General features: G+C 64.2%; 30 protein-coding genes. 14 read left to right on the top strand and 16 right to left on the bottom strand.

All coding sequences use genetic code 11. From position 1 onward, the window contains the following. Positions 1-5 precede the first annotated feature (5 nt). From U0S50_RS01405 to U0S50_RS01395, 3 genes are all read left to right on the top strand, one after another. Positions 6-485: a copper chaperone PCu(A)C gene (locus U0S50_RS01405; RefSeq protein ID WP_322306961.1), complete on the top strand. Its 480-nt coding sequence runs from the start codon at positions 6-8 to the stop codon at positions 483-485. Then, positions 478-1,110 (top strand): SCO family protein, encoded by a 633-nt coding sequence (locus tag U0S50_RS01400; RefSeq protein WP_322306960.1) that lies wholly within the window; start codon positions 478-480, stop codon positions 1,108-1,110. The genes U0S50_RS01405 and U0S50_RS01400 overlap by 8 nt, the downstream gene beginning before the upstream one ends. A gap of 76 nt (positions 1,111-1,186) precedes the next feature. Continuing rightward, entirely contained in the window at positions 1,187-2,554 is a 1,368-nt protein-coding gene (locus U0S50_RS01395) for a PepSY domain-containing protein (protein ID WP_322306959.1), read from the top strand. Positions 2,555-2,622: 68 nt separating this feature from the next. On the opposite strand, the gene U0S50_RS01390 is transcribed toward U0S50_RS01395, so the two are convergent. Further along, positions 2,623-3,501 (bottom strand): sterol desaturase family protein, encoded by an 879-nt coding sequence (locus tag U0S50_RS01390; protein WP_322306958.1) that lies wholly within the window; start codon positions 3,499-3,501, stop codon positions 2,623-2,625. A gap of 73 nt (positions 3,502-3,574) precedes the next feature. Here U0S50_RS01390 and U0S50_RS01385 point away from each other — a divergent pair, with 73 nt between their 5' ends. The 5 genes from U0S50_RS01385 (at position 3,575) to phhA (ending at position 7,334) form a co-directional block, all read left to right on the top strand. Continuing rightward, positions 3,575-4,225: a Crp/Fnr family transcriptional regulator gene (locus tag U0S50_RS01385; protein WP_322306957.1), complete on the top strand. Its 651-nt coding sequence runs from the start codon at positions 3,575-3,577 to the stop codon at positions 4,223-4,225. Positions 4,226-4,246: 21 nt separating this feature from the next. Further along, positions 4,247-5,008, top strand: a complete 762-nt coding sequence (gene modA / locus U0S50_RS01380; RefSeq protein WP_322306956.1) for a molybdate ABC transporter substrate-binding protein — start codon at positions 4,247-4,249, stop codon at positions 5,006-5,008. A gap of 109 nt (positions 5,009-5,117) precedes the next feature. After that, positions 5,118-5,813, top strand: coding sequence for a molybdate ABC transporter permease subunit (modB, locus tag U0S50_RS01375; RefSeq protein ID WP_322306955.1), 696 nt, complete (start codon positions 5,118-5,120; stop codon positions 5,811-5,813). Next, positions 5,803-6,423: an ATP-binding cassette domain-containing protein gene (locus U0S50_RS01370; RefSeq protein ID WP_322306954.1), complete on the top strand. Its 621-nt coding sequence runs from the start codon at positions 5,803-5,805 to the stop codon at positions 6,421-6,423. Before modB ends, U0S50_RS01370 begins: the two co-directional genes overlap by 11 nt. A 38-nt stretch (positions 6,424-6,461) precedes the next feature. Continuing rightward, positions 6,462-7,334, top strand: a complete 873-nt coding sequence (gene phhA / locus U0S50_RS01365) for a phenylalanine 4-monooxygenase (protein ID WP_322306953.1) — start codon at positions 6,462-6,464, stop codon at positions 7,332-7,334. Between the two features lie 33 nt (positions 7,335-7,367). Here phhA and U0S50_RS01360 read toward each other — a convergent pair whose 3' ends face one another. The 4 genes from U0S50_RS01360 to U0S50_RS01345 form a co-directional block, all read right to left on the bottom strand. Further along, on the bottom strand, positions 7,368-8,339 hold the full coding sequence (locus U0S50_RS01360; protein ID WP_322306952.1) for a 50S ribosomal protein L11 methyltransferase: 972 nt from the start codon (positions 8,337-8,339) through the stop codon (positions 7,368-7,370). Positions 8,340-8,342: 3 nt separating this feature from the next. Then, positions 8,343-9,035, bottom strand: coding sequence for an SDR family NAD(P)-dependent oxidoreductase (locus tag U0S50_RS01355; RefSeq protein WP_322306951.1), 693 nt, complete (start codon positions 9,033-9,035; stop codon positions 8,343-8,345). Between the two features lie 48 nt (positions 9,036-9,083). Beyond that, the gene (locus U0S50_RS01350) at positions 9,084-10,436 is read right to left on the bottom strand and encodes a methyl-accepting chemotaxis protein (protein ID WP_322306950.1); all 1,353 of its coding nucleotides are present in this window, start codon (positions 10,434-10,436) and stop codon (positions 9,084-9,086) included. Positions 10,437-10,559: 123 nt separating this feature from the next. Then, entirely contained in the window at positions 10,560-11,033 is a 474-nt protein-coding gene (locus tag U0S50_RS01345; RefSeq protein WP_322306949.1) for an Lrp/AsnC family transcriptional regulator, read from the bottom strand. Between the two features lie 160 nt (positions 11,034-11,193). On the opposite strand from U0S50_RS01345, the gene ald reads away from it, so the two are divergent. The 5 genes from ald to sdhA all read left to right on the top strand — a co-directional run bounded on the left by ald (position 11,194) and on the right by sdhA (position 15,496). Then, on the top strand, positions 11,194-12,309 hold the full coding sequence (gene ald, locus U0S50_RS01340; RefSeq protein ID WP_322306948.1) for an alanine dehydrogenase: 1,116 nt from the start codon (positions 11,194-11,196) through the stop codon (positions 12,307-12,309). Between the two features lie 20 nt (positions 12,310-12,329). Next, positions 12,330-12,557, top strand: a complete 228-nt coding sequence (locus U0S50_RS01335) for a hypothetical protein (RefSeq protein WP_322306947.1) — start codon at positions 12,330-12,332, stop codon at positions 12,555-12,557. Positions 12,558-12,847: 290 nt separating this feature from the next. After that, on the top strand, positions 12,848-13,285 hold the full coding sequence (gene sdhC, locus U0S50_RS01330) for a succinate dehydrogenase, cytochrome b556 subunit (RefSeq protein ID WP_322306946.1): 438 nt from the start codon (positions 12,848-12,850) through the stop codon (positions 13,283-13,285). Beyond that, complete coding sequence (gene sdhD, locus U0S50_RS01325; protein WP_322306945.1) at positions 13,285-13,692, top strand: succinate dehydrogenase, hydrophobic membrane anchor protein; 408 nt, start codon at positions 13,285-13,287, stop codon at positions 13,690-13,692. The genes sdhC and sdhD overlap by 1 nt, the downstream gene beginning before the upstream one ends. 1 nt (position 13,693) lies before the next feature. Beyond that, positions 13,694-15,496 (top strand): succinate dehydrogenase flavoprotein subunit, encoded by a 1,803-nt coding sequence (sdhA, locus tag U0S50_RS01320; protein WP_322306944.1) that lies wholly within the window; start codon positions 13,694-13,696, stop codon positions 15,494-15,496. 54 nt (positions 15,497-15,550) lie between these two features. Here sdhA and U0S50_RS01315 read toward each other — a convergent pair whose 3' ends face one another. From U0S50_RS01315 to leuC, 5 genes are all read right to left on the bottom strand, one after another. Next, positions 15,551-15,844, bottom strand: a complete 294-nt coding sequence (locus U0S50_RS01315; protein WP_322306943.1) for a hypothetical protein — start codon at positions 15,842-15,844, stop codon at positions 15,551-15,553. A gap of 126 nt (positions 15,845-15,970) precedes the next feature. Further along, positions 15,971-16,180, bottom strand: coding sequence for a DUF167 domain-containing protein (locus U0S50_RS01310; RefSeq protein ID WP_322306942.1), 210 nt, complete (start codon positions 16,178-16,180; stop codon positions 15,971-15,973). Positions 16,181-16,248: 68 nt separating this feature from the next. Continuing rightward, positions 16,249-17,244, bottom strand: coding sequence for an NADPH:quinone oxidoreductase family protein (locus U0S50_RS01305; RefSeq protein WP_322307273.1), 996 nt, complete (start codon positions 17,242-17,244; stop codon positions 16,249-16,251). 23 nt (positions 17,245-17,267) lie between these two features. Then, positions 17,268-17,867, bottom strand: coding sequence for a 3-isopropylmalate dehydratase small subunit (leuD, locus tag U0S50_RS01300; protein ID WP_322306941.1), 600 nt, complete (start codon positions 17,865-17,867; stop codon positions 17,268-17,270). Continuing rightward, positions 17,864-19,294, bottom strand: a complete 1,431-nt coding sequence (gene leuC, locus U0S50_RS01295; protein ID WP_322306940.1) for a 3-isopropylmalate dehydratase large subunit — start codon at positions 19,292-19,294, stop codon at positions 17,864-17,866. The genes leuD and leuC overlap by 4 nt, the downstream gene beginning before the upstream one ends. 164 nt (positions 19,295-19,458) lie before the next feature. Here leuC and U0S50_RS01290 point away from each other — a divergent pair, with 164 nt between their 5' ends. Further along, the gene (locus U0S50_RS01290) at positions 19,459-19,977 is read left to right on the top strand and encodes a sterol desaturase family protein (RefSeq protein ID WP_322306939.1); all 519 of its coding nucleotides are present in this window, start codon (positions 19,459-19,461) and stop codon (positions 19,975-19,977) included. Between the two features lie 50 nt (positions 19,978-20,027). Here U0S50_RS01290 and U0S50_RS01285 read toward each other — a convergent pair whose 3' ends face one another. From U0S50_RS01285 to U0S50_RS01260, 6 genes are all read right to left on the bottom strand, one after another. Continuing rightward, a complete protein-coding gene (locus tag U0S50_RS01285) occupies positions 20,028-20,711 on the bottom strand; it encodes a glutathione S-transferase family protein (RefSeq protein ID WP_322306938.1) in 684 nt (227 codons plus the stop codon). A 61-nt stretch (positions 20,712-20,772) separates the two neighbouring features. After that, positions 20,773-21,717 (bottom strand): MBL fold metallo-hydrolase, encoded by a 945-nt coding sequence (locus U0S50_RS01280; RefSeq protein ID WP_322306937.1) that lies wholly within the window; start codon positions 21,715-21,717, stop codon positions 20,773-20,775. Between the two features lie 104 nt (positions 21,718-21,821). After that, entirely contained in the window at positions 21,822-23,129 is a 1,308-nt protein-coding gene (locus U0S50_RS01275) for a serine hydrolase domain-containing protein (RefSeq protein WP_322306936.1), read from the bottom strand. A gap of 96 nt (positions 23,130-23,225) precedes the next feature. Continuing rightward, positions 23,226-23,675, bottom strand: a complete 450-nt coding sequence (locus U0S50_RS01270) for a hypothetical protein (RefSeq protein WP_322306935.1) — start codon at positions 23,673-23,675, stop codon at positions 23,226-23,228. Next, the gene (locus U0S50_RS01265) at positions 23,668-24,303 is read right to left on the bottom strand and encodes a CoA transferase subunit B (RefSeq protein WP_322306934.1); all 636 of its coding nucleotides are present in this window, start codon (positions 24,301-24,303) and stop codon (positions 23,668-23,670) included. Before U0S50_RS01265 ends, U0S50_RS01270 begins: the two co-directional genes overlap by 8 nt. Then, positions 24,303-25,013, bottom strand: coding sequence for a CoA transferase subunit A (locus U0S50_RS01260; protein WP_322306933.1), 711 nt, complete (start codon positions 25,011-25,013; stop codon positions 24,303-24,305). Before U0S50_RS01260 ends, U0S50_RS01265 begins: the two co-directional genes overlap by 1 nt. Positions 25,014-25,047: the final 34 nt, after the last annotated feature.

Raw genomic sequence — 25,047 nt, 5'->3', positions numbered from 1 at the left:
AAGCGATGCATATCACCACACGCGCCGCGCTGGCGGCGTCCCTCTTTGCCGCAGCGACGCCGCTACTCGCTCAGCTTGTTACGGCCGGGCCGCTGCGTATCGATCAGCCATGGTCGCGCCAGACCGCGCCGGGGCAAAAGGCAGGCGGCGGATTCCTGAATATCACCAATCAGGGGCGCATCGACGATCGGCTGATCGCTGCTTCCTCGCCGATCGCGAACGAGGTGCAGATCCATCGCATGACCGTCGAAGACGGTGTGATGAAGATGCGGCAGATGACCGACGGGCTGGCTCTTCCGGCTGGCAAGACGGTCGCGCTCAAGCCCGGCGGCTATCATCTGATGTTCATGGGGCTGAAGCGTCCTCTGGAACTGGGAGATAATATTCCCGTCACGCTGCGCTTTCAGCGGCAAGGTGCGGTAACGGTCCGTTTCAAGGTCCGGCCGATCACGGCAACAAGCGTATCGGGAGGCCGCCATGACTGAAGTAAAGCCCGATGGCGTTCAGGGATTTCGCCGCGCGCGCCGCATCCTGTGGGTTCTCGTTGCCCTCGCGGCGATCGGCGGGCTGATCCTGGTGATCGGAACGGGGGGTGGCGACCGAAAGAATGGCACAGCCGCTTCCGCGGGGCTCGGTATCGGCGGTCCTTTCACACTGACCGCCGCCGACGGCACAGTCCTGACCGACAAGCGGTTGAAGGGGCGTCCTTTCGCTATCTTCTTCGGCTTCACCCGCTGCCCCGATGTCTGTCCGACCAGTCTGGCGCGCATGGCACAGCTGCGCGAACGGCTCGGTCCCGATGGCGACAAGTTTGATATCGTTTTCGTTTCGGTTGATCCGCAGCACGACAAGCCCGCCGACATCGGCAGCTACGTTGCGCTTTTCCGCACGCCGATCATCGGCGCTACAGGAAGCGACGAACAATTGGCGCAGATTCAAAAGGCCTATGGCGTGATTGTCCGCAAGGTGCCGGTCGAGGGCGGTGACTATACCGTCGATCACAGTGCCGCCGTCTTCTTGATGGATCGAAACGGGCGGTTCGTGACGACGATCGACTATCACGAAAATGATCAGACAGCGCTGGAAAAGCTCCGCCGTATCATTGTCTGAGGCCACAGGGGACCGTCCGGTCGCATCGTCTTTGGGCGGCGACCGGACGGTTCGACCAACGCGGAGCGACCATCGCATGACCCATTCCGATCCTGCGCCCGTGACCGGGACGCATTTGCACCGGACGATCTGGCGCTGGCATTTCTATGCCGGGCTTTTCGTCATCCCCTTCATTCTGATCCTGTCGGTCACGGGCGCGGCCTATTTGTTCAAGCCGGAGCTGGACCGATGGCAGGAACGCGACTGGCGCGGCCTTTCAGTCGAGCGTTCGGTTGATGCCGATACGCAGGTCGCCGCCGCGCTTGCTGCCTTTCCGGGTGCGCATTTTCATCACTACCGCTTGCCCGAAGCGGCGGGCGATGCCGCAGTTGTTCATTTGGGTCTTGCAGAAGGACGCGCGCGCGATGTCGCGATCTCGCCGCAGGGACGGGTGATCGGCTCGGCCGATCCCGAGGCGCGTCTATCGGCGTGGCTCGCGCGCATCCACGGCAGCCTGCTGATCGGACGCACTGGTTCCATTCTTGTCGAGCTTGCGGCGAGCTGGGCGATCGTCATGATCCTGTCCGGGCTCTATCTCTGGTGGCCACGCGGGCGCGGACTGGCGGGGGTGATCTGGCCGAGGCTGTCGCGCGGGCCGCGCACCGCGCTGCGCGATCTCCATGCCGTCACCGGTTTCTGGGTGTCGGGGTTGGCACTGGTCCTGCTGTTGACCGCCCTGCCGTGGACCGATGTATGGGCAGGCGGCTTTCGTGCGCTGCGCGCCGAAATGGGCTGGGTGTCGGGGATGCAGGATTGGAAGGGCGGGGGCGCTGATCCGCATTCAGCGCATGGCGATCATACCATGACAAGGCCGTCGCCGCCCCCGGTGGCCGTAGGGCCGCGCGTCGCGCTCGACCGCATCGTGCTGCGGGCACGGCAGGAAGCGCTGCCGCCCCCGGTCATCATCCAGCCGCCGGGCGCTCCCAACATGTTCGGACCGCCCAATGGCAACATCTGGACGGTAACAACGCAGACACAGAACCGGCCGCAAGTGCGCAAGATCAGCTATGATCCGGTGACGGGAATAGAAGTGTCGCGAAGCGGCTTTGCCGACAAGCACGTCATCGACCGCATCGTCGGAGTCGGGATTGCGTGGCACGAGGGGCAATTGTTCGGGCGTGCCAACCAGCTGATCGGGGTCGCGACCGCGCTGGCGCTGATCACTCTTGGCATTTCGGGCTTTCTGATGTGGCGGCGGCGCAAGCCGGACGATGTACTCGGCGCGCCTCCGCTTCCGCGGGAGCTCGCCAGGCAAAAGGGAGCGGCGGCGATTGTCTTGGTCCTCGCTGCCTTTTTACCGCTGCTCGCTGTTTCGCTGATCCTGCTCTGGATCGTGGACCGGCTGTTGTGGCCGCATATTCCTGCTGCCGCCCGCTGGCTGGGTGTGGTATCGGCCGGACGGTGAGGGCAATGTGGCCCGATGCCGCCTCCTCGCGGTGCCGGGCCGACTGCCGTTGTGCGGGTGGCCGCAGGTCAGCCCGCGGTCACAGCGCGCGGCTCGGGCGTTGCCGGAACCGCCCCGGGGATATGGGCGCTCATGTCCTTGTTCTCGGGAAAGATCGGCCAGAGCAATTGCTGCCCCAGCGTTGCGGGGGGCAGGTTTTCGACGCCATAGCTTTGCGGATAGCTCCGCGTGATGCGGGCGGTGCCGAAAAGCACGTCCCAGAAGAACAGAAGATTGCCGAAATTGCCCTTGTAGTTGACCGCTGGGTCGTCGGCATGGCGTCCGTGATGTGCGTGATGCGTGGCAGGGGTGCTGATCGTGCGTTCGACCACCCACATCACCGGAGATAGCCATTTGATGCGATATAGCGGCGCGTCCCAGGCGACATCGCTGTGCGCGCCGATGATGACGGCCATCTTCACGATCAGATAGCCGGCATAGAACCAGCCGAGCCCCAGATAGACGAGTGCGCCCGCGAACCAGATGCCCGGCATCAGTGCATAATAGATGATGTTGTTCCGATAGACGAGCCGGACGCTCATATAGCGGCCATTATGGTGCGCGCGGTGTAGATTATAGAGCCAGGCAAAGCTGTGCGACGCGCGGTGCCACCAATATTGGGTCATATCCTCCAGCAGCAGGAAGAGGACGAGCGCGGCAAGAAAAGGAATGTTCGCCAGCGCGCCTTCATACTGTGGGAAAAAGCTGTGGCCGATGGCGCCCACCGCCAGCAGGATTGCGGGCTGGGTCACCCCAAGCAGCATGAAGGTGCTGACGATCTCGACGATGCCGTCGTGGCGCGATTGCTCGCGCTTTGCGAAAAAGCGGGTGTAGATCAATTCGAGCAAGCAGAAGCCGACATAGATTCCGGCGACGATCAGGCTTGCCTGGGCCGAGGTCAGGTGCATCCATTTTTCTCCCACCAGCGGCTGTGCGCCGCTTGCCTTTTCACAAGGAGGTGCCACAAGTCGGTAACGACGAATGCAAAGAAGTTATCAATTTGCGCTGGCGGAGCGAACGCGGCTGTCGGTCGCCGACCGCACGATGCTGTCGGCGCAGGCACCTGCGCGCCGCTTCGCCGATGGTCAGTTCGTGCAATATCAGGGCGACCCCGGCGATTCCTTTTGGGCGGTGATAGAGGGTAATGTGATCGTCGGCCGTTATGCCGAGGACGGGGGTTTTACTGCCTTTGCGGTGCTCGGTCCCGGCGACCTGTTCGGCGAGCTTGCCTTCTTCACCGGCGTCCCGCGCCAGGTCGATGCGATCGCCAGCGGCCCCGCACGCCTGATTGCGATCGACCGGCCGCTGCTCCGTGCGTTGATGACCGCCGACATCGGCTGGGCCGAGTTGCTGTTGCGCAGCCTGGGGCGCCAGCTCGCCGTATCGCTCGATATGATCGATGCCGAACGGAGGCTGGGAACCGCAGACCGGCTGCGGCACCTGTTGTCGGTCATGGCGGCCGATGCGCCTGACGGGATGACGGTGCGCGCGACCCAGCAACAGCTGGCCGACCTGCTTGGGGTCTCGCGGGTGACGCTGGGCGCAGCATTGCGAGAACTGACGGCGCGGGGCGTGGTCGCGCGGGGTTATGGCCATATCCGCATGCTGACCGCGCTATCGCCGCGTGTGTGACGGCGCTATAGATCGGCTAAGATGCCGACTTTCCAACGCCTTTGCCTGTTTCTTGCCGCGCTGTGGCTTGTTCCGGCGGGGGCGAGCGAGCGCGGGCCACTGGTCCTCGCGGCCGCCAGCCTTCAGGAGTCACTCAGCGAGGCAGCCGATGTCTGGGCGGCGCGGGGACATGCGCGCCCGGTCTTGTCCTTTGCCGGTTCTTCGGCGTTGGCACGCCAGATTCTTGCCGGTGCGCCAGCCGACCTCTTCGTGTCGGCGGACGAGCCATGGATGGATACGGTGGAAAGGGCGGGGCTGCTTCGTCCGCGTACACGGGCGATATTGCTCGGAAACCGGCTGGTGCTGATCGGCCCAGCGTCGGGGACGCTGCGGCTCGCGCCCGCGCCGGGTTTTCCGCTTGCCCGGGTGCTGGGCCGCGGGCGACTCGCGGTGGCGGACCCCGCCGCCGTGCCAGCGGGGAAATATGCTAGGGCGGTGCTCAGCTCGCTTGGCGTATGGCGCGATGTCGCGGGACGGCTGGCGCCTGCCGAAAATGTCCGTGCGGCGATGGCGCTAGTCGAACGTGGCGCCGCCCCGCTCGGCATTGTCTATGCCACCGATGCGCGGGCGTCGAAGGCGGTGCGCGTCGTTGGTCGCTTTCCGGCGTCGAGCCATGCGCCGATCCGTTATCCCGTTGCGCAGCTCCGGGCATCGCGGCACCCCGACGCCATGGCCTTTCGTGCCTTTCTGTTGTCAAACGCGGGACGGGTGATTTTTGCGCGCCACGGTTTTGTGAGTCCTTGATAGACGTGGGCACCATCAGAGCCACCGGTGCGGGCGAAGCGACGCAATCCAGAACGGCGTTGCACTGGGCAGGATGCGGCCCGCGCGATGACGGCGGGGATATTGTCTGATGCTCTCTGCCGAAGAATGGGGCATTGTTGCCTTGTCGCTGAAGGTCGGCGGGGTGGCGGTGGTTGCAACCTTGCCCATCGCTTTCGCGATCGCCTGGGTGCTCGCGCGCTATCGCTTTCCGGGACGGGTGTTGCTCGACGGGCTTGTCCACTTGCCGCTGGTGCTTCCACCGGTCGTTACCGGCTGGTTGCTGCTCATCGCGCTCGGCCCACATGGTCCGGCGGGGCGCTGGCTCGAAAGCTGGTTCGGGGCCAGCCTGATGTTCCGTTGGACGGGGGCCGCGCTGGCCGCCGCGATCATGGCGCTGCCACTGATGGTGCGCGCGATGCGCCTGTCGATCGAGGGAATTGATCGCCGGCTGGAGGGCGCGGCGCGGACGCTGGGTGCCGGGCGCTGGCACACCTTTTCTACGATCAGCCTGCCGCTCGCGCTGCCCGGCGTGCTCGCCGCGCTGGTCCTCGGCTTTGCGCGCTCGATCGGCGAGTTCGGTGCGACCATCACCTTTGTTTCGAACATCCCGGGGGAAACCCAGACGCTGCCGCTCGCTATCTATTCGGCGCTGCAGGTTCCTGGGGGAGAGGCGATGGTGACGCGGCTCGCCTTGTTGTCGGTGGCTCTGTCGCTTGGTGCGCTGATCGTTTCCGAATGCCTGGTTCGGCGCACCCATGTCGAAAGGCGCGTGCGTGGCGATTGACATCGACATCGAGCGGCGGTTCGGCGAGCGCGTCATCGCCGCGCGCTTTACCGCTGGGCCCGGCCTGACCGCGCTGTTTGGTCCGTCGGGCGCCGGAAAAAGCAGCATCCTCAATATGGTCGCGGGGCTGCTGCGTCCCGATCGCGGCCATATCCGGATCGGCGAACGTACGCTGTTCGGTGACGGTAACGACTTGCCGCCCGAGGCGCGACGGGTCGGCTATGTCTTTCAGGACGGGCGGCTTTTCCCGCACCGGCGGGTGCGCGCCAATCTGCTTTATGGCCATGATTTGGTCGATCCGGCAAGGCGCTGGATGGGCCTGGATGAAGCAGCGGCCTTCCTTGGCATCGGCCATTTGCTCGGGCGCTGGCCGCATAGCCTGTCGGGGGGAGAGGCACAGCGGGTGGCGATTGGACGCGCGCTGCTGTGCGGCCCCGAAATCCTGCTGATGGATGAACCCTTGTCCTCGCTCGATGCGGCGCGGCGCGACGAGATCATGGGGGTCATCGAACGGATCCGCGACGAACTTCGGCTGCCGATCCTCTATGTCAGCCACGACCGGGCGGAGGTCGACCGGCTGGCGACCCAGTTGATTGCGATCGGTGGATAAAGTTTCACTTGAAACCAATTTATGCTATGGGTCTCGCTATGGAGAGCCAATTTACCCACGTCCACGAGACACCGCCGCCGGGCGCAGCGCCCGATTGGACGATCCCCCAGAATTGGGATGCCTTCACCGCTGATGAACATGCGATGTGGGACCGTCTGTTCACACGCCAGTCGGAGATGCTGCCGGGCCGCGCGGCCGAGGCATTTTTGCGCGGCATCGACGTGCTGCGCCTCGAAAAGCCGGGCATTCCCGACTATCGCGAACTCAACGCGCGCCTGATGGCGGCGACGGGGTGGCAGGTTGTGGCTGTGCCGGGGCTGGTTCCTGACGATGTGTTTTTCGACCACCTCGCCAACCGGCGCTTTCCGGCGGGAAATTTCATCCGCACGCCCGAGCAGCTCGACTATTTGCAGGAACCGGACGTGTTTCACGACGTTTTCGGCCATGTTCCGATGCTCGCCGATCCCGTGTTCGCCGATTACATGGTCGCATATGGCAAGGGCGGGCTGCGGTCACAGCAGTTTGACGCGCTGAAGCAATTGGCGCGGCTTTACTGGTACACGGTCGAATTCGGCCTGATCCGCGAAGCGGACGGGCTGCGCATCTATGGCGCCGGGATCGTCTCATCCTTTGCCGAAAGCGTGTTCGCGCTCGATTCGGACAGCCCGAACCGTATCGGCTTCGACCTCGCGCGGGTGATGCGCACCGACTATCGGATCGACGATTTTCAGCAGAATTATTTTGTCATCGACAGCCTCGACCAGCTGCTCGATGTCACGGTGAACACCGATTTCGCGCCGCTTTATGCCGCGAATGACGCGCTGCCGCCGATCCCGATTGCTGACATTCTGGCCGACGACACGGTGATCACGCGCGGCACGCAGGAATATGCCCTCGCGAAAAGCGGCTGATGGCGGCCCGCCCGTTCGCGGGGCGGGTTCGCATTACCAGCTTCCGAAACTGGCATCGGCTGGATTGGCGCGGTGAAAGGCGCGTTCCTTGCGCCGCCAGCCATAGCGCCGCCGCTTAACCAGCAACAGGCACGGCCATTCGGCGCTGCCGCCGCGCGCGACGAGGCGAAAACCCTGCGCGCGATAGGCGGCCAGAACCGCGTCCATCTGGCGTGCGATCAACCCGGCCAGAATAGCATGGCCGCCGGGTGCGGTTGCCGCGCCGATATCGGGCGCCAGGGTGATCAGCGGCCCGGCCAGAATGTTGGCGATCACCAGATCATAGGGCGCACGATGCCGGATCGCCGGGTGGTCTGTGCCCGGCGCTACTGCCAGGGCGAGCTGTCCGCCGCCGCGTCCTAGTGCCACCCTGTTGATACCGGCGTTGTCGCGCGTCACGAAAATGCTCGCCGGATCGATGTCGGACGCGATTGCCTGCGCGCGGGGCCACAATGCCATGGCAGCAAAGGCGAGCAGCCCGGTTCCGGTGCCAATGTCGGCGACGTTGCGCGGCACTGCGCCGCTGTGCGCGAGCCGGTCGAGCATCGACAGGCACCCGGCGGTCGTATCGTGCCCACCGGTGCCAAAGGCCTGGCTCGCGTCGATCAGAAAGGGGATGCAATCGGCCGGGACCGCGTCAGCATAGCTGCTCGTGTAGACAAAGAAGCGCCCCGCGCGAACCGGTTTCAGCCCCTGCTGCGAGAGCGTTACCCAATCCTCCTCGGGCAATTCCTCGACAACTGGGTTTTGGCCCCTGGCGCTCGGCACCAGGCTTTGGAGCAGTGCGAGCAGCGGGGCGCCCGGTCTTGCATCCATATAGGCGTCCATCTGCCACTCGCCGGCGCCTTCGTCGATTTCGCGCGTCACCACGACAGGGGCTTCGGGCATTGCGTCGAGCGCGGGAATCTCGCCTGACAGCGCTTCCGCCTCGTCACGGGTGCAGGGAAGGGAAACGATCCAGCTCATGGTTTAGCGCACATAGCTCGCGCCGTTGATATCGAGCACCGCGCCGGTCATCGACCGCGGCGCGTCGAGCGCGCACCAGCGTGCCATTTCGCCGACCTCCTGCGGCATGGCGACGCGGCCGAGCGGGATGTCGGCGAGCAGCTTGTCGCCGCCACGACTGGCGAGATAATCGTCGGCCATCCCGGTCATTGTAAAGCCGGGGCAGATGGTAAAGGCCAATATGTCTTCGCGGGCATAGGCCCGGGCGATCGTCTTGGTCATCGCCACCATTCCGGCCTTTGCGGCGGCATAATGCCAATGCGCCGGACTGTCGCCGCGATAGGCGGCGCGGCTGGCGATATTGACGATGCGCCCGCCCAGTCGGCTTTGCTGCCAATGCAGCACGGCGAGGCGGCAGAGCGATGCCGCGGCGGTCAGGTTGATCTGCAGCGTGCGGTTCCAACTGTCCAGCCAGACGTCGCCCGCCGCGTCGATCGGGTTCGCCTCGAACACCCCGGCATTGTTGATCAGCACGTCGATGCGTCCGTCCAGCCGGTCGAGGCTGTCGGCCCACAAGCGGGACGGCACGTCGGGGTCGGCAAGATCGCCATCGGCGCTCGACAGCGCGATGATGCGGTGGTTCTGGTGAGCCAGCGCGTCGGCGATGGCGGCGCCGATGCCGCGGCTCGCGCCGCTGATCAGGATATGCTTGGTCATGCCCCGCCTTAGGGCAGGGGCATGGCCGTTGCCAAGGTCGGCTGCGCGTCAGGCGACCCGGCGGCTGAACTCGCTCGCTGCCGTCTCCAGCGCCTGCAACCGTTCGCCCATCTGAGCGAACTCGCTCGACAATGTGCTGATCTCGCCCGCGACCATCCCCGAATCGTTCCGGATGCTGGCGATGGTCGATGACATGCTGTCGGCGGCCAGCGCCGTTTCGTCGACCGCCGCGGTGATGGAGGTGACGGTCTGGGCCTGCGCGTCCATCGCATCGCGGATGCGCTGGGCGGATTGCTGAACCTCGACGATCGTGGCCTGGATCGACTGGTTGGCCGACACCGATCCACGGGTCGCCTGTTGAATCGCGGTTATCTTGCCCGCGATGTCGTCGGTTGCGCGGGCCGTTTCATTGGCCAGGCTTTTGACTTCCTGGGCGACGACAGCAAAGCCGCGTCCCGATTCGCCTGCCCGTGCGGCCTCGATCGTCGCATTGAGTGCCAGCAAATTGGTCTGGCCGGCGATTTCGCGGATCAGGCCAAGGATCGATTCGATCGATTCGGCATGGTGCGACAGTGCGTCGGACATGGCGACGGCTTCGCCGGCCTGTTCGGATGCGCGCGTCGCGACGGCGGCCGATGCCTCGACTTCGCTGCGGGCATCCTCGATCGCACGGATCAGGCCGGCGGCGGTCGAGGCGGCTTCGCGCATGGCCATCGCCGACTGTTCCGATGCCGCCGCGACTTCGCTCGTCTTGGCGATCATTCCCTTGGCGGCATGGTCGGCCGATGCGGCCTGTTTCGCGAGTTGCTGGCGCACGCTTTCGCTGTCCTGGACGAGTGTGGCGATCGAGCGATCGAAATCGCCCGCCAGCGCCTGGCGCTCGGTCGAAATCGCGGCCCGGTCGAGCTTTTCGGCATAGCGCTGCATGATATCGGCTTCGAGCAGGCCGAGCCGGTGGATGCTGCTGACCAGCCGGGCAGCGCGCGGCAGATCGTTGGCACAGGCGGCCATGACATATTCGATCGTCAGGCGGTGGCTTTCGGCGATACAGGATTTCACTGCCGACAGCTGCAGATTGACCCGCCGCGCCATGTGCGCATTCTGACAGGCGATCGTCGCAACTTCCTGGCCGGTGGCATCGGCATATTTGACGAAGGTATGGCGGGCGCTGCCGCGGATATAGCTTTCGAGCAATTCACCTTCGACCGGGCGGGTGATGGTCGGCAGGGCGTTGAACGCATCCCAATAGGCCTTGCCGATTTCCTCTTCATGGCCGGCGATGATTGTTTGGATTTCCAAGGCATTGGCGGCGAGCTGGCCGTCGAGGTCATAGATAGGAAAGCGCTCCGCCATCGGCACCGGATCGATCTGTTGCCTGTGTATCGGATTTTGCTTCACCATGACCCTTGTTCCTCGTCAGGCGGACCGCTGCCAGCCATGGCCGGCATCATCCGCGACATTCCTTGTACGGATATGATCCACGGATGGTAAATTCACCGTTAACCCGGTGAGGGCTTCTGCCGATCAGCGCCGCTCTGCGGCCGGAATGGGATAGCCTTCGAAAGCCTTGATCGTGCGCAGGGCGAAGGCGCTGTGCATCGCCGCAACGCCGGGCAGGCGTGACAGGCAGTGGCGGTGCAGCCGGTCGAAGTCGGCGACGTTGCGCGCCGCGACGCGCAACCGGTAATCGGAGGCGCCGGACAAAAGCTGGCATTCCAGTATCTCGTCGAAACTCTTCACCGCGCTTTCAAAGGCGGTGAGCGCCTCCTCGCTCTGCGAGGTCAGGCTGATGTCGACGAAAACATCGAGACCGAGGCCGATGCGATCGGGGTCGAGCCGCGCGGCGTAGCCGGTGATGACACCCTCGGCCTCCAGCGAGCGGATGCGGCGGTGGCAGGCGGAGGCGGACAGGCCGACCTTTTCGCCAATTTCGGCCGCCGGTCTAGGTCCGTCCTTTTGCAGCAGGTTAAGCAGCCTGGCATCGATTCGATCAAACATCGTGCGTCATTTCCAGGATTGGCGCGAAAATCATGCGTGAACCTCGGATATTGCACGATAGTATGCAAGCACCTCTCACCATTTCGACGCTATATTTTTCCAAAGGCTTCGGGTGCCGAAATTGCGGTACTTGAGGGCCGTCCATCTTCGGAGAGCGATCATGATCATCGGCACCCCCAAGGAAATCAAGAATCACGAATATCGCGTCGGGCTGACCCCGGAAAGCGCGCGCGAACTTGCCGCGCACGGCCACCGTGTGCTGGTCCAGACCGGCGCGGGCGAAGGGATCGGCGCGCATGATCGCCATTATGAAGAAGCGGGTGCCGAGATCGTCGGCAGTGCGGAGGAAATCTTTGCCGCCGCCGACATGGTGGTGAAGGTGAAGGAGCCGCAGGCGAACGAGCGCGCGATGCTGCGCGAAGGCCAGGTTCTTTATACCTATCTTCACCTCGCGCCCGATCCCGAGCAGACGCGCGACCTGATGAAATCGGGCGCGGTGTGCATCGCCTATGAAACCGTCACCAGCCCGCATGGCGGCCTGCCGCTGCTCAAGCCGATGAGCCAGGTCGCCGGGCGCATGTCGATCCAGGCCGGCGCCACCGCGCTGGAAAAGGCGCATGGCGGCCGCGGCGTCCTGCTCGGCGGCGTGCCGGGCGTGGCCCCGGCCAAGGTGTGCGTGATCGGCGGCGGCGTCGTGGGTTTCAACGCGGCGCAGATGGCGGCGGGGCTTGGCGCCGACGTCACCATCCTCGATCGCGATCCCGACGTGCTCGAACGGGTCGGCACCTTCTTTGAATCGCGTGCGAAGACGCGCTTTTCGAACCGCGCCAACCTGGCCGAATGTGTCGCAGAGGCCGACCTCGTGATCGGGGCGGTGTTGATTCCTGGGGCGGAGGCGCCAAAGCTCGTCACCCGCGACATGCTCGGCACGATGCAGGCTGGCGCGGTGCTCGTCGATGTCGCGATCGACCAGGGCGGTTGTTTCGAAACCAGCCATGCGACCACCCACGCCGACCCCACCTATATCGTCGATGGTATCGTTCATTACGCCGTGGCGAACATGCCCGGTGCGGTTGCCCGCACCAGCACCTATGCGCTCAACAATGTCACCTTGCCGCATGCGCTGCGTATTGCGGACCTTGGCTGGAAGGAGGCGCTGCGCCGCGACGTGCATCTTTCGCAGGGATTAAACGTTTGGAATGGCAAGGTGACGTTTGAGGCCGTAGCCGAAGCGATCGGAACCGATTATGTGTCTGTGGATCAGGCGCTCGCCTGACAACCAGGACATGAGAGAAGATGACCGACCAGAATCCGCCCCTTCCCCAGGACGAAGAAGAAGAGAATGAGGTGCTGCGCGCAACCCGTGAACTGCGCGCGCAAAAGGAGGCTGCCGATGCCTCCGAAGCCGCTGGCGCCGACAAGGGCGGCAAGCGCATGGGATGGAAAAAGGCGGCGGGCATCGGCATCGGTTCCGCAGCGGTGCTGGCGGCATTGCTCTACGCGAACCGCGACAAGATAAAATAGCTTTCCGGGCGGCGCGCTCCCTCTGTCGGGGGCGGGGGCGCCGCCTTTTTTCGATGACATCCCCGAACAATTAGGGGATGTGCCATCGGGCCACGCCAGGGCGATCATGCGGCCATCGATCGTTCCGCCGTCTTCACGTGCGGCTATTCCGCCCGCTGGTGTCTTTCGTTCCGGAAACCCGGTATCCGCCGAATTCTTGCGGCCTTGCGGCCCTAAGCAATTGCATATCCCGCCCAGAAGGCTTAACCGGCAGCGCATCGACCGGATAGAGTCAGGAAAACGGGGCTGATATGGCTGGCAACGAACAAGGTACGCGACCGCGCGCGCCGCATCTGCAGGTCTATAAATGGGGACCGCACATGACGGTTTCCATCCTTCATCGCGTCAGCGGTGACGGGCTTGCGATCGTCGGAACATTGATGTTCCTTTGGTGGCTGGGCGCGCTTGCCGCCGGGCCCGATGCCTATGCGGCTTTCGTCGCGTGCGTCTGGCACGATCCCGATGGCGGACCGGTACATCAGATCACCAATATCCTGGGCAAGATCGTATTGATCGGTCTGACCTGGGCCTTTTTCCAGCACCTGTTTTCGGGCCTGCGTCACCTCGTTCTCGACACCGGCGCGGGATATGAGCTCAAGACCAACAAGCTGTGGTCGACCATCGTGATCCTGGGCGCGCTGTTCGCGACCGCAGCGACCTGGCTGTATATCCTGAAGGGGACGCTGTGATGGGCAATGGTACGCGTCTTGGCCGCGTGCGCGGGCTCGGTTCCTCGCATCACGGATCGCATCACTGGCTGCAACAACGGCTGACCGCGCTCGGCAATGTGCTGCTGGTCGGTTTCCTGTTCGTGTCGCTGATGCGTCTGCCGCTCACCGACCATGCGGCGGTGCTGCGCTGGGCGTCGAGCCCGTTGGTCGCGCTTGCGCTGATCCTGCTGATCATCAGCGTCTTCTCACACCTGCGCCTCGGCCTGCAGGTGCTGATCGAGGATTATCTCCACAGCGACGCGACGCGCCTGTTCGCGCTCGTCCTGCTCAACTTCTTTGCCATTGGCGGTGCGGCCTACGGCATTTTTGCCATCGTCCGCATCGCATTGGCGCCCGCTGCCGGGCTCGCTCCGGGAGGCATGTAACATGACCGAAGCCTATAAGATCATCGACCATGTGTACGACACCGTTGTCGTCGGCGCCGGTGGTTCGGGCCTGCGCGCCACCATGGGCAGCGCTGAGGCGGGGCTGAAGACCGCCTGTATCACCAAGGTGTTTCCGACGCGCAGCCACACCGTCGCGGCGCAGGGAGGCATCGCCGCCAGCCTGGGCAATAATTCGCCCGACCATTGGCAGTGGCACATGTACGACACCGTCAAGGGGTCGGACTGGCTGGGCGATCAGGACGCGATCGAATATATGGTGCGCGAGGCGCCCGCCGCAGTCTATGAGCTCGAACATGCGGGCGTGCCGTTCAGTCGCAATCAGGACGGCACCATCTATCAGCGCCCGTTCGGCGGCCATATGCAGAATATGGGCGAAGGTCCGCCGGTGCAGCGCACCTGCGCCGCGGCTGACCGCACCGGCCACGCGATGCTCCACGCGCTCTATCAGCAGTCACTGAAATATGACGCGGACTTTTTCGTCGAATATTTCGCGCTCGACCTGATCATGGAGGATGGTGCGTGTCGCGGCGTGATCGCGCTGTGCATGGAGGATGGCAGCATCCACCGTTTCCGCAGCCAGGCGGTGGTGCTCGCGACCGGCGGCTATGGCCGCTGCTATTTCACCGCGACTTCGGCGCATACCTGCACCGGCGACGGCGGCGGCATGGTGCTGCGTGCCGGCCTGCCGCTCCAGGACATGGAGTTCGTCCAGTTCCACCCGACCGGCATCTATGGCGCGGGCGTGCTGATCACCGAAGGCGCGCGCGGCGAGGGCGGATATCTTACCAACAGCGAAGGCGAGCGGTTCATGGAACGCTATGCCCCGTCGGCCAAGGATCTTGCCTCGCGCGACGTGGTGTCGCGCTCGATGGCGCTCGAAATCCGCGAAGGCCGCGGCGTCGGGCCGCACGCTGACCATATCTATCTGCACCTCGACCATATCGATCCCGCGGTGCTTGCCGAGCGGTTGCCGGGGATTACCGAGAGCGGAAAGATTTTCGCAGGCGTCGACCTGACCCGCCAGCCGCTGCCGGTGGTGCCGACCGTCCATTACAACATGGGCGGCATTCCCTGTAACTATCATGGCGAAGTGGTGACGCTGGGCAAGGACGGCCCCGACACCGTGGTTCCCGGCCTGTTTGCGGTCGGCGAAGCCGCCTGTGTGTCGGTGCACGGTGCGAACCGTCTTGGCTCGAACAGCCTGATCGACCTCGTGGTCTTCGGCCGCGCGACCGGCCATCGCTTAAGGGAACTGCTCGCCCCCGGCGCCGCGCAGCCCGCGCTGCCCAAGGACAGCGCCGATCTGGCACTCGGCCGCCTCGACCATTTCCGTCATGCGAAAGGCGGTTCGCCGACCGCGGAAATTCGCACCGAGATGCAGCGCGCCATGTCGCAGCATGCGGCGGTGTTCCGCACCGACGAACTGATGGCCGAAGGCAAGGAAAAGCTCGCCAAGACCTATGAGCGGATGAACGACATCGGCGTCACCGACCGCAGCCTGATCTGGAACACCGACCTTGTCGAAACGCTCGAGCTCGACAATCTGATCGCCCAGGCAACGGTGACGATGCATTCGGCGCACAACCGCAAGGAAAGCCGCGGCGCCCATGCGCACGAGGATTTCCCCAATCGCGACGATGCGAACTGGATGAAGCACACGATCAGCTGGTTCGACGGCTGGGGCGGCAAAGGTGGCGGCGTCCGCCTCGATTACCGTCCGGTCCACGAATATACGCTCTCGGACGACGCCGAATATATCAAGCCCAAGGCGCGCGTTTATTAATGGCTAACGGCGGGTGCGACCGGAGTTGCCCCGCCGCCATCGGCGTCGGAACGATTACTCGCCGAACAGGTCGTGCGTCGGGTTGAGGTCCGAGAAGGGGCGGTCGACATTCTGCCCCATCAGCCATAATTTCTGACAGGCGATGGCAAAGAACATTACCGCGATCGTCCAGACGATGATCGTCTTTATGATCCGCCAACGTTTCTCTTCATAGGCTTGGCGGGCACGCGCCTTGTGATCGATACCCAGTTCGCCTTCGAATTCGGCGACCAGTTGGGCGCGCCGCGTCCGCGAGATGTTCGCCAGGCTTTCAGCCTGTCCTTCCATTTTCGAACGGCGAGTCGCCATCACAATATCCTGCGGTCCCAATAGTCCTTTATCGACCATAGGGCGCGAGCCCCTGACAAAGGGTTAATGGCAGAAGAAGAGCGGTGACATTTTCCGGGAGAGGGGGCCGTCCCCGTCCCGAGGCGATCAGACGCCGGCAACCCCGATCAGCTTTATCCGCGCGCTGGCACCGCGCAGCAGCGTCAGATCGCGGCGGGGGCGGCCCAGCGCGGCCGCCATCAGTTTCAGCACGGCCTCATTGGCCGCGCCATCGGCGGGCGGGGCGGTGACGCGCAGCTGCACGCTATCCCCCTCAATCCGTACCTCGTCGCGGCTCGCGCCGGGGGTTACGCGCACCTCGACCCGCCCGGTCGGTGCGACAAGAGCCGACAGCGCTGCAGTCAGTTCGGGCGGCGGCCGATATTTCAGAGCGTCACGACCAGCTTGCCAACCGCACTGCGATCTCCCAGCTTGGCGATCGCCTTGCCGCCGTCTTCCAGGCTATAGGTGCCGGTGACACGCGGCTTGATCTTGCCCTGCTCCCAAAGCTGGAACAGGCGGGCGATGTTGGCCCGATTGCGCTCCGGTTCGCGCATCACGAACGCACCCCAGAAGACTCCGGCGACGTCACAGCTTTTCAACAGGGTCAGATTCAGCGGCAGGCGCGGAATGCCAGCGGGAAAGCCGACGACCAGATAGCGGCCTTCCCAGGCGATGGACCGCAGCGCGGGTTCGGCATAGTCGCCCCCGACCGCGTCATAAATGACGTTGGCGCCGCCCGGGCCCACGGCTTCCTTGAACTTGTTCGCCAGTTCCTTCGACGCATCCTTGTCGAAGGGCTGGTGGCCATAGATGACGACAGCATCGGCCCCCGCGTCACGCGCGACCTTTGCCTTTTCTTCGCTCGACACGCCCGCCACGACGCGCGCGCCGAATGCCTTGCCGAGTTCGACGGCCGCGATACCGACGCCGCCCGAGGCGCCCAGAACCAGCAGGGTGTCGCCTTCCTTGATATGGCCGCGGTCGACCAGCGCATGGATGCTGGTGCCATAGGTCATCAGCAGCGAGGCGCCCGCCGCATAATCATGGCCTTCGGGCAGGTGATAGGCATTGTGGGCGCCCACCGCGACCGCTTCGGCCATGCCGCCGTTGCCGCATCCCGCGATCACCCGGTCGCCGACCTTGAATTCCGTCACGCCTTCGCCGACGTCGGCGACGAGCCCCGCGACTTCGCCGCCGGGGGCAAAGGGGCGCTCCGGCTTGAACTGATATTTGTCCTCGATGATCAGCGTATCGGGGAAGTTGACGGCACAGGCTTTCACGTCGATCACGATCTGTCCCTTGCCCGCAGTGGGGCGCGGCAATTCGCCCAGCGTCAGCGTTTCGGGACCGCCGGTCGCGGTCGACAAGAGAGCCTTCATCATCTTCTCCTTGGTGGTTTTCGTCAGCTTTCGATCAGGGTCGGCGTTAACCAGGGACGGCTTTCCGCCAGTTTCTGTTCATAGGCATCGATCGCCGGGCCGCTCTTTTCGGTCAGCGAAATTTCGTCGAGGCCGTTCAGCAGGCACATTTTGCGAAAGGGATCGATGTCGAAGGTAAAGCGATCCTGAAAGGGTGTCGTCACCGTTTGCGTGTCGAGATCGACGTGAACGGGGTCGGTCGCCGCGACCTCCATCAACCGGTCGATGGCCGCCTGCGGCAGCACCACGGGCAGTATCCCGTTCTTAACCGCGTTACCCGAAAAAATGTCCGAGTAGGACGGCGCGATCACCACGCGGATGCCAAGATCGCCGAGCGCCCAAGCAGCGTGCTCGCGGCTCGATCCGCAACCGAAATTATCGCCGGCGATCAGGATCGGTGCGCCCCTATATTCGGGCCGGTCGAACAGATTGTCGGGGTCGGCGCGCAGCGTTTCGAACGCGCCCTTGCCCATTCCTTCGCGGCTCGTCGTTTTCAGCCAGTGCGCCGGAATGATGACGTCGGTGTCGACATTCTTCAGCCCCAGCGGAATGGCGCGGCCTTCGACTTTCTCGATCGGTGTCATGCCATCAACTCCCGCACATCCGTCAACTTGCCCGTGACCGCGGCGGCGGCGGCCATCGCGGGGCTGACCAGATGCGTGCGGCTGCCCGGTCCCTGGCGACCGACGAAATTGCGGTTGCTGGTCGAGGCGCAGCGCTCGCCCGCCGGCACCTTGTCGGGGTTCATCGCGAGACACGCCGAGCAGCCGGGTTCGCGCCATTCGAGACCCGCGTCGATGAAGATGCGGTCGAGCCCTTCGGCCTCGGCTTGGCGCTTTACCAATCCCGAGCCCGGGACGACGATGGCCCATTTCACATTGTCGGCCTTTTTGCGGCCCTTGATCACGGCAGCGGCGGCGCGCATGTCTTCGATGCGGCTGTTGGTGCAACTGCCGATGAAGATATTCTCGATCGCAACCTCGCGCATCGGCGTGCCGGGCTCGAGCCCCATATAGGCCAGACTCTTGGCCGCCGCAGCCTGCTTCGACGGATCGGTAAAACTTGCCGGGTCGGGAACGACACCGGTGATCGGTACGACATCCTCGGGACTGGTGCCCCAGGTCACGCTCGGCGCGATGTCGGCGGCGTCGATGACGACAAGCTTGTCGTATGTTGCGCCTGGGTCGGTCGCGAGGCTCCGCCAATAATCGACCGCGGCGTTCCAATCGGCCCCCTTGGGCGCATAGGGTCGGCCCTTCAGATAGGCGAAGGTTATTTCATCGGGGGCGATCAGCCCCGCGCGCGCGCCGCCCTCGATCGCCATGTTGCTGACCGTCAGGCGCCCCTCGATCGACAGGGCGCGGATCGCGCTGCCGGTATATTCGATGACATGGCCGGTGCCGCCCGCCGCGCCGATCGTACCGGTGATGTGAAGGATGATGTCCTTGGCCGAAACACCGGCGCCGACCTCGCCCTCGACGCGCACTTCCATCGTCTTGGCGGGCTGGAGCAACAGCGTCTGGGTCGCCAGCACATGTTCGACCTCGCTCGTTCCGATCCCAAACGCCAGCGCGCCGATGCCGCCATGGCAGGCGGTGTGGCTGTCGCCGCAGACGATGGTGGTGCCGGGCAGCGAGAATCCCTGTTCGGGTCCGACGACGTGGACGATCCCCTGTTCGGGTGCCACCGCATCGATATAGCGGATGCCATATTCGGGGGCGTTCTTTTCGAGTGCCGCCAATTGCGCGGCGCTTTCGGGGTCGGTGATCGGCAGCTTGGCGCCGCCCGCATCGAGCCGCGCCGTGGTCGGCAGATTATGGTCGGGGACGGCGAGGGTCAGATCGGGGCGTCGTACCGTGCGTCCGCTGGCGCGAAGCCCGGCAAAGGCCTGCGGGCTGGTGACTTCATGGACCAGGTGGCGGTCGATGAAGATCAGCGCGGTGCCGTCGGGGCGCTGTTCGACGACATGCGCATCCCAGATTTTCTCGTAAAGCGTGCGGGGCCTGTTCATCAGGCTGCCTTAGAACAGCCGCCTAACAATGCAAGCCGGTGGCGATCAAAAACGCAATATTCGGTCGCGGCACTGGCACGCTGCCGCCCGTTCGGGGAGGAATGCAAGGGCAGTGAAGGAAGGAGTATGTGGTATCGGCAAAGGCACAGGTCTATAGGGGCGGCATGTCGACTCTGGCTATCCTCGCGCTCATTCTCGCCACGGTGGCGGCGATGGAGGGCGTTGCATGGGCGAGCCACAAATACATCATGCACGGCTTTGGCTGGGCGTGGCACCGCGATCATCACGAACCGCATGGGCATGTGCTTGAAAAGAACGACCGTTTCGCGCTGGTCGGCGCGGCGATGAGCATCTCTATGTTCGCGCTGGGCAGCCCGATGATCCGCGGTGCGGCGGCATGGGAGCCAGCGACGTGGATCGGGCTCGGCATTCTTTTCTATGGCATCATCTATACGCTGGTGCACGATGGCCTCGTCCACCAGCGCTATTTCCGCTGGGTGCCCCGGCGCGGCTATGCAAAGCGGCTGGTTCAGGCGCACAAGCTTCACCATGCAACCATCGGCAAGGAGGGCGGGGTCAGCTTCGGTTTTGTCGTGGCGCGCGACCCGGCAAAGCTGAAGGCCGAGCTCAAGGCGCAGCGCGAAACGGGTGTCGCCGTGGTGCGCGACGCGCTGGTCGATTGAACTGGTGCCGGGGCGCGTGGAGGCGGCCCCCCACGGGCGGTGGATAGGGGTCAGGTTGCCCGATAATCTGCGGTGATCATTCCGCAACTGCGCAATTCCTCCTCATGGGCCACTTCGCGCCAGCTTTCGGCGAGCGCCTGGCGTTCCCAGTCGAGCATCGCGGGGTGCATCAGCACGTGGTCGACCCACGCCTGCCCGCCGCCGACATCAAGGCCATAGGTTCGGATGCGATAGGCGACCGGCGCGAAAAAGGCATCGACCGCCGAAAATTCGGCACCTGCGAGCCATGGCCCGCCAAAGCGGGCGAGCCCTTGTTCGAACAATTCGCGGACCCGCGCGACATTGGCGGCCAGCGCGTCCGACACCGGCTTCGGGGTTACCCGCACCCCGATATTCATCGTGCAATCATCGCGTAGCGCAGAAAAACCACTGTGCATCTCGGCGGTCGCGCATTGTGCCCAGGCGCGCGCGTCGGGGTCGGTCGGCCAAATGCCGTCGTGCCGATCGGCAAGATAGAGGGTGATGCCCAGCGAATCATGGATCGTGCGCCCTTCATGGAGCAGCGCGGGCACCTGGCCGGTCGGCGAAAAGCTGCGGAAGGCGTCATAGTTCACCGGCTGGGTGAAGGGCTCTACCCGGTCTTCGAATGCAATGCCCAGCGCTTTCATCAGGATCCAGGGACGCAGCGACCAGCTTGAATAATTGCGGTTGGCGGTGATCAGGACGTAGGACATTGGGAGTCTCCTTCCCGGTGCCGATGGCCGAGGCCGCCGGTCGTTGCAAGGGCCGGCGCGGTCAAACCTCCATCAGGTCGCGGCCAACGATGATCTCGCCATCGAAATGGGGGCGCACCGCTTCCAGCCAGATTTCGTCTGGGACAAAGGGGTGGCCGCCCGGCACGAAATGCGAAAGGACCAGCGTTTTGACTCCAGCCTCGGTGGCGATGCGGCCGACCTGTTCGGTGGTCGTGTGGCTTGCGATCAGATGCTCGCGCAGGCGGCGGGCATTGGGCTCGCTGGCGATCAGCGGATCGAGCGCGGGAAGGTGCATGACCTCGTGAACCAATATGTCGGCGCCCTTGGCGAGCGCGACCAGTGCCGAGGAGGGGCGGGTGTCGCCCGAAAAGACGATCGAGCGATCGGGGCAGTCGAAACGATAGGCGAGCGCCGGGGTGACGGGCGGATGGTCGACCAGCGCTGCGGTCACGCGCACCCGTGCGCCCTGGTGGACGAGGCCGCCTGCGCTGATCTCTTGCGGGCGCATCAATCCGGACAGCGGCACGCGCCCTTCGTCGCTTATTCGGGTCTGGATGTCATAATCATTGAGCGCCAGGAACTGTTCGGTCATCCGCGCGAGCGGCGGCGGGCCATAGCAGTCGACCGGCGACGACAGGTTGTTCGCCCAGGCAAGCAGCATCAAATTGCCGTAATCGGCATTATGGTCCGAATGATGATGGGTGACAAAGACGCCCCGGATCGCGTCGAGCCGCAATCCCGCCAATATCATCTGCCGCGCCACACCATTGCCGCAATCGACGACATAGACGGCATCGCCGACGACGACCGCTTGTGCAGGGGCCGCGCGATTGGGTTTGGGGGACGGGCCGCCTGCGGTGCCGAGCAGGATCAGGCGCGATTTTTCCTGGTCGCTGCCGGGCGCTTCCGAAGCGAAAGCAAGGGGTGCTTGGGCGCCAAGGATCGGCAGGGCGGCCAGGCTGCCGAGCATGGCGCGCCGTGTCATGTCAGGGTGATTCATGGCCGCACGCTGCCCGAAGCAGGGGGGCATGTCCATGGCTGCGAAGGAGAGACAGAAAGGCGTGCCCGAGGGGCGGCTGGCGCCCGGCGTTATCCCGCCGGATCGGCGGCGGCGATTGCCGGGGCGGCCATCGCGCCCGGTCGCGGGGGCAGTTCGCTCATGTCGAGCCAGCGGGCATCCGGACGCCGATGATAGCTGTCGATCACCGCAAAGGGGATTCGAAAGGGAAAGCCCCAGTCGCTGTTCCACATCGCGACGACGCCGGTTCGCGTGGCGGGTTCGAAAATCATCGTCGCGCGATATCCCGAAACCGCGCCTGAATGACCAGCCAGGCGGTGGCCGTCATAGGTGAAAACCCGCCAGCCCAGGGCATAGGTGGCATCGCTGTTGGCCTGGCGCAAAGCGCCGCCATAGATGCGGGCCGTGCCGATCCGCGGGCGATGGGCCAGCTCCAGCACCGGGGTGGGAAGGACGTCGGGGCGGTTGCCCATCATCGCTTGCATCCAGCGCGCGAAATCGACGATGTCGCTTTCGACCCCGGCGGCGGCGGGAACCCGCCAATAGGCTTCCTTCACAGGGCGTACTTCCTGTTCGCGATGCGGCCGTGCCCAGTCTTTCGCGCCGGTCAGCCGCTCCATCCCGAAGCCTGCACTGATCATGCCAAGCGGGCGGAAGAATCGGTTTTCCACAATGTCTGGGAACGGCTCGTTCGCGGCTTCGCCCAAAATCTCTGTTGCGGCGTCAAAGGCGATGTTCTGATAGGTGTGGCAGGTTCCGGGGTCGCATTGCAGCGGGGCGTTGGCCAGGCTCGCACGCAGCAATTCGGGTTGCTGCCCTTCTTCCAGCTTTTCGTCATAAGCGTTCTTGGTCAGGCCGGTGCGCTGGGCCAGCAAGTCGTCAATCGTGATCCGCGCCTCGGCCCCGCCCGGCAGGCGCAGCGAGGTGCGCCAGTCGGCAATGGGGCGATCCAGATCGACCTTGCCGTCGTGGGCTAGCGCTGCGGCCAGCACGCCCGTCGCGGTCTTCGAAACCGATGCCCAGCGAAACAGCGTGCGCGGCGTCACCGGCGCGCCGCTCGACCGGTCGGCAAAGCCATAGGTTCGAACGAAACGCAACTCGCCATCCTCGACCACCGCGACTGCCAGCCCGGCCATTTCGGGGCGTTGGGAAATAGCCGACAGCTGGTTGTCGAGCGCACGATAATCGATCTGTCCTCGCCATTCTTCGGGCGTGTCGGGCAGATTTTCCGGGGCCTTCATCGGGATGGCGACGCTGACAAGCGGATTGCTGCTGCCAACGGCGCGAAAGCCGAACCAGCCAGCCAGTCCAAGTGCGACGATGGCCGTCAGGACTGCCAGCGTACGCAGCATGGACGGATGATGGGGTTGCGACCGCATATGGGATACGTCTTAGCCCCGGCTTTGGTTGCCGTCACCCCCGGGGTGCGAGGTCACGCCTTGGTTCGCCGCCGACGTGGCCGCCGCCAGGCGGGATCAGGGCGCGAGCGCGCGCCATGCCCGCGCCGTGCCAATGCCATAGACGGCGGCATAGACGAGGACGATCAGCGACGACCAAATGGCAAAGCCGTCCGAATATTGGCGTGACCACATATTGACCGGCACGAACAACAGGCCGCGGACCAGGAATATCGCCGATATCACCACCAGCCCGGTGCGCAGCAACGGCAGGCGCGGCAGCCATCCCGCGCCCGAAAAGGCATAGGCGGCCCAGACCAGCAGGATCGATGCAATCGCCAGCGTGACCAGCGTTGGGTGCCAGTCGCCCCGCGCAGCCGCGCGCGCCATGCCCTCTCCAGCGCCGAAAAAACGGTACCATTCGGGTCCGCCGATGATGCAGCCGACATGCGCCAGCGCAGCGACAACTGCCAGCCAGCCGGCCGCAATCAGCCAGGCCGAGCCGGGATTAGCCGCAAAGTCAGACAATATAGTGGGCCGTTGTCTTTTCCGCGACTTCCTCGGCCGTCACGCCGGGGGCGATTTCGACCAGCCGGAACGGGCTTGCATGGTCGTCGCGTTTGAAAACTGCGAGGTCGGTGATGATCATGTCGACGACATTCTGGCCGGTCAGCGGCAGGGTGCAGGCCGGAATGAACTTGGGGTCGCCATTCTTCGACACATGCTCCATCACGACGATGATCTTCTTGACCCCGGCGACCAGATCCATGGCGCCGCCCATGCCCTTGATCATCTTGCCGGGGATCATCCAGTTGGCGATATCACCATTTTCGGCGACTTCCATGGCGCCGAGGACGGTCAGGTCGATATGGCCGCCGCGGATCATCGCGAAGCTGTCGGCCGAACTGAAATAGACCGACTGGGGCAACTCGCTGATCGTCTGCTTGCCAGCGTTGATCAGGTCGGGGTCTTCCTCGCCCGCAAAGGGGAAGGGGCCAATGCCCAGCATGCCGTTTTCGGACTGCAGCGTGACCTCCATCCCGCCCGGAATATGGTTCGCCACCAGGGTCGGAATGCCGATACCCAGATTGACGTAATAGCCGTCCTGCAATTCCTTTGCGGCGCGCGCCGCCATATCGTCACGAGACCAGCTCATTATGCGCTCTCCCTTTCGCGGACGGTTCGGAACTCGATTTTCTTGTCATAGGGTGCGCCGACGATCATGCGCTTTACATAGATGCCGGGCAGGTGGATGCAGTCGGGATCGAGGCTGCCGGTCGGAACGATTTCCTCGACTTCCGCGACACAGATTTTCGCGGCCGTTGCCATCGGCTGGTTGAAATTGCGCGCGGTCTTGCGAAAGATCAGATTGCCGCTTTCATCGGCCTTCCATCCCTTGACGATCGCAAGGTCGGCGAAAATGCCGCGCTCCAGAATATAATCCTGGCCGTTGAAATTCTTGACTTCCTTGCCCTCGGCGACCTGCGTGCCAACGCCGGTCTTGGTGTAAAAGCCGGGAATGCCTGCCCCGCCTGCGCGGCAGCGTTCGGCGAGCGTACCCTGGGGACAGAATTCAACCTCGAGTTCGCCTGCCAGATACTGGCGTTCAAATTCCTTGTTCTCGCCAACATATGACGAGATCATCTTCTTGACCTGCCGTGTGCGGAGCAGCTTGCCTAGGCCTTCGCCGTCGATACCGGCATTGTTGCTGGCGATGGTCAGGTCCTTGACGCCGGCATCGCGGATCGCGTCGATCAGCCGTTCGGGAATGCCACAAAGGCCAAAGCCCCCAGCGCAAATGTGCATGCCGTCGAACAACAGTCCTTCCAGCGCTGCGGCGGCATCGGGGTATCGCTTGTTCGCCATGAAACGGCCTCCTCCTGATAATCGGCGGCGATTT

This window comes from Sphingopyxis sp. (genome assembly GCF_034380315.1).
Lineage (GTDB): Bacteria > Pseudomonadota > Alphaproteobacteria > Sphingomonadales > Sphingomonadaceae > Sphingopyxis.
This window is presented reverse-complemented; position numbering and strand designations above follow the sequence as displayed.

Bases quoted from the DNA above. Each gene is read 5' to 3' on its own strand.
- U0S50_RS01405 (WP_322306961.1), top strand. From the start codon at position 6: ATGCATATCACCACACGCGCCGCGCTGGCGGCGTCCCTCTTTGCCGCA.
- U0S50_RS01400 (WP_322306960.1), top strand. From the start codon at position 478: ATGACTGAAGTAAAGCCCGATGGCGTTCAGGGATTTCGCCGCGCGCGC.
- U0S50_RS01395 (WP_322306959.1), top strand. From the start codon at position 1,187: ATGACCCATTCCGATCCTGCGCCCGTGACCGGGACGCATTTGCACCGG.
- U0S50_RS01390 (WP_322306958.1), bottom strand. From the start codon at position 3,501: ATGCACCTGACCTCGGCCCAGGCAAGCCTGATCGTCGCCGGAATCTAT.
- U0S50_RS01385 (WP_322306957.1), top strand. From the start codon at position 3,575: ATGCAAAGAAGTTATCAATTTGCGCTGGCGGAGCGAACGCGGCTGTCG.
- modA (WP_322306956.1), top strand. From the start codon at position 4,247: ATGCCGACTTTCCAACGCCTTTGCCTGTTTCTTGCCGCGCTGTGGCTT.
- modB (WP_322306955.1), top strand. From the start codon at position 5,118: ATGCTCTCTGCCGAAGAATGGGGCATTGTTGCCTTGTCGCTGAAGGTC.
- phhA (WP_322306953.1), top strand. From the start codon at position 6,462: ATGGAGAGCCAATTTACCCACGTCCACGAGACACCGCCGCCGGGCGCA.
- U0S50_RS01360 (WP_322306952.1), bottom strand. From the start codon at position 8,339: ATGAGCTGGATCGTTTCCCTTCCCTGCACCCGTGACGAGGCGGAAGCG.
- U0S50_RS01355 (WP_322306951.1), bottom strand. From the start codon at position 9,035: ATGACCAAGCATATCCTGATCAGCGGCGCGAGCCGCGGCATCGGCGCC.
- U0S50_RS01350 (WP_322306950.1), bottom strand. From the start codon at position 10,436: ATGGTGAAGCAAAATCCGATACACAGGCAACAGATCGATCCGGTGCCG.
- U0S50_RS01345 (WP_322306949.1), bottom strand. From the start codon at position 11,033: ATGTTTGATCGAATCGATGCCAGGCTGCTTAACCTGCTGCAAAAGGAC.
- ald (WP_322306948.1), top strand. From the start codon at position 11,194: ATGATCATCGGCACCCCCAAGGAAATCAAGAATCACGAATATCGCGTC.
- U0S50_RS01335 (WP_322306947.1), top strand. From the start codon at position 12,330: ATGACCGACCAGAATCCGCCCCTTCCCCAGGACGAAGAAGAAGAGAAT.
- sdhC (WP_322306946.1), top strand. From the start codon at position 12,848: ATGGCTGGCAACGAACAAGGTACGCGACCGCGCGCGCCGCATCTGCAG.
- sdhD (WP_322306945.1), top strand. From the start codon at position 13,285: ATGGGCAATGGTACGCGTCTTGGCCGCGTGCGCGGGCTCGGTTCCTCG.
- sdhA (WP_322306944.1), top strand. From the start codon at position 13,694: ATGACCGAAGCCTATAAGATCATCGACCATGTGTACGACACCGTTGTC.
- U0S50_RS01315 (WP_322306943.1), bottom strand. From the start codon at position 15,844: ATGGCGACTCGCCGTTCGAAAATGGAAGGACAGGCTGAAAGCCTGGCG.
- U0S50_RS01305 (WP_322307273.1), bottom strand. From the start codon at position 17,244: ATGAAGGCTCTCTTGTCGACCGCGACCGGCGGTCCCGAAACGCTGACG.
- leuD (WP_322306941.1), bottom strand. From the start codon at position 17,867: ATGACACCGATCGAGAAAGTCGAAGGCCGCGCCATTCCGCTGGGGCTG.
- leuC (WP_322306940.1), bottom strand. From the start codon at position 19,294: ATGAACAGGCCCCGCACGCTTTACGAGAAAATCTGGGATGCGCATGTC.
- U0S50_RS01290 (WP_322306939.1), top strand. From the start codon at position 19,459: ATGTCGACTCTGGCTATCCTCGCGCTCATTCTCGCCACGGTGGCGGCG.
- U0S50_RS01285 (WP_322306938.1), bottom strand. From the start codon at position 20,711: ATGTCCTACGTCCTGATCACCGCCAACCGCAATTATTCAAGCTGGTCG.
- U0S50_RS01280 (WP_322306937.1), bottom strand. From the start codon at position 21,717: ATGACACGGCGCGCCATGCTCGGCAGCCTGGCCGCCCTGCCGATCCTT.
- U0S50_RS01275 (WP_322306936.1), bottom strand. From the start codon at position 23,129: ATGCGGTCGCAACCCCATCATCCGTCCATGCTGCGTACGCTGGCAGTC.
- U0S50_RS01265 (WP_322306934.1), bottom strand. From the start codon at position 24,303: ATGAGCTGGTCTCGTGACGATATGGCGGCGCGCGCCGCAAAGGAATTG.
- U0S50_RS01260 (WP_322306933.1), bottom strand. From the start codon at position 25,013: ATGGCGAACAAGCGATACCCCGATGCCGCCGCAGCGCTGGAAGGACTG.